General features: G+C 69.1%; 3 protein-coding genes and 1 pseudogene. All 4 read right to left on the minus strand.

The window, feature by feature from the left end:
• Positions 1–1,467: phosphoenolpyruvate carboxylase (locus ACFWF3_RS30630; RefSeq protein ID WP_379317182.1), on the minus strand; the 1,467-nt coding region annotated here is incomplete at its 3' end.
• Positions 1,468–1,533: 66 nt separating this feature from the next.
• The gene (locus ACFWF3_RS30635) at positions 1,534–1,956 is read right to left on the minus strand and encodes a VOC family protein (protein WP_379317184.1); all 423 of its coding nucleotides are present in this window, start codon (positions 1,954–1,956) and stop codon (positions 1,534–1,536) included.
• Between the two features lie 64 nt (positions 1,957–2,020).
• Positions 2,021–2,578 (minus strand): sugar O-acetyltransferase, encoded by a 558-nt coding sequence (locus ACFWF3_RS30640; RefSeq protein ID WP_379317186.1) that lies wholly within the window; start codon positions 2,576–2,578, stop codon positions 2,021–2,023.
• Between the two features lie 40 nt (positions 2,579–2,618).
• A pseudogene (locus ACFWF3_RS30645) lies at positions 2,619–2,881 on the minus strand (hypothetical protein); the annotation flags it as partial.

A 2,881-nucleotide genomic window follows, 5' to 3' on the forward strand; every position in this document is an offset into this window, starting at 1 on the left:
GGTATCGATGACCTCCTTGGCGGCGCTCAGGACCCCGAGTTCCTTGGCGGCGAGTTCGCTCAGCTGCGCGTTCGGCCCGAGAAGTGGTCGGCGCGTGCGCAATTCCGCGGCGAGCAGCTCCACCCGCTGGGCTTCGGACAGGCTCGGATAGTCGGGATGCACGCCCGACCACGCCAGCAGTTCGGTGACCACCTGCTCGTGGACCTCGGAGTTCTGCCGCATGTCCAGGCCCTGCAGGTGGAAACCGAAGGTCTCGATGGCGTGGCGCAGCGCGGCGAGACGGTCGTCGGCGAGCAGTCCGTCGCCGCTGGCACGCATGGACTCGTCGATCGCGTCGAGGTCGTCGAGGACCGATTGTGGCGTCGGATACGGCGCGGCGCCGGTGTCGAGGCCGTGTTCGGGCAGTTCACCGAGCGCGAGCTCGGCAGTGGCACTGAGCCGGGCCCGAATCGCGTGCAGCGCACGGCGATACGGCTCGTCGGCGAACAGGCCGGGGTCGGGGTAACCCGCTGCCGCGAGTTCCGCGACCCGGGGTGTCACCCGCACCAGGCGGGCCGATTGCGACAGGGTCTTCTCGAGTTCGACCAGCTCGTCCAGATAGCGGCCGAAGGCGTAGGCGGCGGCCTGCTCGGCGGCGGTGTGCACGACTTCGGCTGTCACGAACGGGTTTCCGTCACGGTCGCCGCCGATCCACGAGCCGGGGCGCAGGATCGGACGCGGCAGGAGGTCTTCGGCGGGCCAGCGCGTCCGCAGCGCCGCGCGCACCTGCGCGTTGATCGCGGGGATCACGTCGTAGAGGGTCAGGTCGTAGTAGCGCAGACCGACGGAGATCTCGTCCTGGATCCGCAAGCGCGCCAACCGGATCAGCGCCGTGCGCCACAGGGTGAGCACTTCGCGGCGGATCCGCTGTTCGGATTCGTCGAGGCCGGGCTCGCCGGGTTCGAGGCGCCGGCGCAGGCGCATCAGCTCGGTGATCTTGGACTGCACGTCGAAGACGGTGCGCCTGCGGGTTTCGGTCGGATGCGCCGTGATCACCGGGGAGACGAGCGCGTCGGTGAGCAGGTCGGCCACCACGGTGCCGTCCAGGCCGGCCGCGTCGAGTTTGTCGTAGGTGGCGGCCAGGGAGGAGTCCTGGGGTGGCTCGCCCGCCGCCACGTGCACGGCGCGGCGTCGATCACGCTGGATGTCCTCGGCCAGGTTGGCCAGCAGCACGAAGTAGCTGAACGCCCGGATCAGCGGGATCGCGACCTCGGTGGGGGTGCCGTCGAGCATGTCGGCGACGGCGCTGCGCTCGACCTCCTCGCGGCGCACCCGGAACGCCTCGATGCGGACGCGCTCGATCAGGTCGAACACCTCGGGACCTTCGTGGTCGCGGATGGTGTCGCCCAGGATGCCGCCGAGGAAGCGGATGTCCTCGCGCAGCGGCCGGGTAGCTTCGGGTTCCATCTCGATTCGCGATTCGCCCATGGTCAGACAGTATTGCCGCCGGGCCGCGGGCGCGACCCGACGCCGCACCCGCACCGCATGTCGCGCTCAGCCGTGGTGGCGAGCGGTGAAGCGGATCTGATTGCCCCACGGGTCACGGAACGCGCAGTCGCGGCCGTATGGCTGGTTCACGATCTCCTGGGCGACTTCGGCCCCGGCGTCGCGGATACGGGTGAAGGTGGCGTCGATATCGTCGGTGGCGAAGATGACGGTGGACTGGGCACCGCTGTCGATGCGCGCGAGCGCGGCCGCCCGGTAGGCGGGGTCGGGGGCCATCTCCGGGACCTCGAGCACGAATTCCAGGTTCTTCTGGTCGACCGGGCCGACCGTCAGCCAGCGCGTGTTGTCGCCGAACGGCATGTCGGTGCGGACCTGCAGGCCGATCAAGTCCCGATAGAAGGTGAGGGCCTGGTCCTGGTCGCCCACGAGCAGCATGACGTGGGTGAGGGAGAGATCTTCGCCGTGGCGCATCCGGTCTCCTTCGGTCGGGCGTCAGCGGTGCGCAGGCGCCTGCGTTCCAGCGTAGCCAGCGAACCTAGAGTTGCCGGATCACCCGCGCCGGATTGCCCGCCGCGAACACCCGGTCGGGCAGATCGCGGGTCACCACGGCGCCCGCGCCGACCACCACGTCGTCGCCGATGGTCACACCCGGGCACACGATCACCCCGCCACCGAACCAGGCATTGTTCCCGATCCGGATCGGCGCCGCCGATTCCCAGCGCTGCCTGCGCTTTTCATGATCCTGCATCGGATGCAGCGCGGTGAGCAGCTGACAGCGCGGCCCGATCGAACAGTCGTCGCCGATGGTGATCGGCGCGCAGTCGAGCAGGATCGCGTCGTAGTTGAGGAAGCTGTTCGCCCCGATCTCGATCAGGTATCCGTAGTCACACTGGAATCGCGGCATGATCCACGAGCCCTCCCCCACCTTGCCGAGGAGATCACTCAGCAACTCGGTGCGCCGCCCGGTCTCGTCGGGCCCGGTGCGATTGAACTCGTCGCACAACCGTTGTGCCCGTTGCCGTTCGGCCACCAGTTCCGGATCGTTGTCCTTGTACAGCTCCCCGGCCAGCATCCGCTGCTTCTGTTCGCCCACCCCGCCGAGTGTAGGGGTGGGCGAACACGGCGCGTTCGACCTACTTGGCCGGGTCGACCTCGAAGGTCTTGGCGATGTCGTCGAGGACCGCGTGGGCGCCGGTGAGGCCGACCGAGGTCAGCCAGACCAGGTCGTCGACCGGGGTGACCTTGCCGCGCAGCTGGTTCCACAGCGGGTTGGCCTCGGCGGCCGCCTTGCGCTGTGCGGCGGCGTCCTCGCCGTTGCTGGTGAGGAAGACGTAGTCGGCGTCGGCGTCGAGGAGCCGCTCAGGGCTGAGGGTGATCGAGAAGTCGTTCTTGGGGT

It is taken from the genome of Nocardia sp. NPDC060220 (assembly GCF_042727815.1).
Classification (GTDB): Bacteria; Actinomycetota; Actinomycetes; order Mycobacteriales; family Mycobacteriaceae; genus Nocardia.

Excerpts from the sequence above, each read along its gene's own strand:
- ACFWF3_RS30635 (WP_379317184.1), bottom strand. The coding sequence starts at position 1,956 with ATGCGCCACGGCGAAGATCTCTCCCTCACCCACGTCATGCTGCTCGTG.